Below are 441 nucleotides of genomic sequence, written 5' to 3' on the forward strand. Positions count from 1 at the left end.
TCATGGAAGCCACGGATGGCAACGCCGCGCAGCAAAGCAGCAGCCACTATCGCTGGGACGAAGGCGGGCGATTGGTCGAACGGCAGTTGCCCGCCACACCCCATGCGCCCGCACAAACCCACCGCTACGAATGGGATGCGGCCGGGCGCCTCACGGCGGCCAGCGTCTGGCAACACAGCACCGCAGACAACGGCAACGGCCTCATCGCCCAACTGCAAAGCCGCATAGCACTGGAGCGCGATGCTCTGGGCCGCATCACCGCAGAAGTGCAGCAGCTGTACCGGCCCGGCAAGAACGGCAATGGCAACGGGAACGGGGTCGCAGACCAGATCGAATACGAACACCGCATCGCCCACACCCTGGACGCGCTGGGCGCACGCCAGCACAGCCAGCTGCAAGGCCTGGGAGAGATCGCCTGGCTCACCTACGGCTCAGGCCATG

Annotated in this window: 1 protein-coding gene; it reads left to right on the top strand. The window is 66.2% G+C overall.

The window, feature by feature from the left end; all coding sequences use genetic code 11:
* On the top strand, positions 1-441 hold a 441-nt coding region (locus ACM14_RS30225; protein ID WP_139093546.1), incomplete at both ends, for a hypothetical protein.

Source organism: Delftia sp. JD2 (assembly GCF_001682645.1).
Taxonomy (GTDB): Bacteria; Pseudomonadota; Gammaproteobacteria; order Burkholderiales; family Burkholderiaceae_C; genus Comamonas; species Comamonas acidovorans.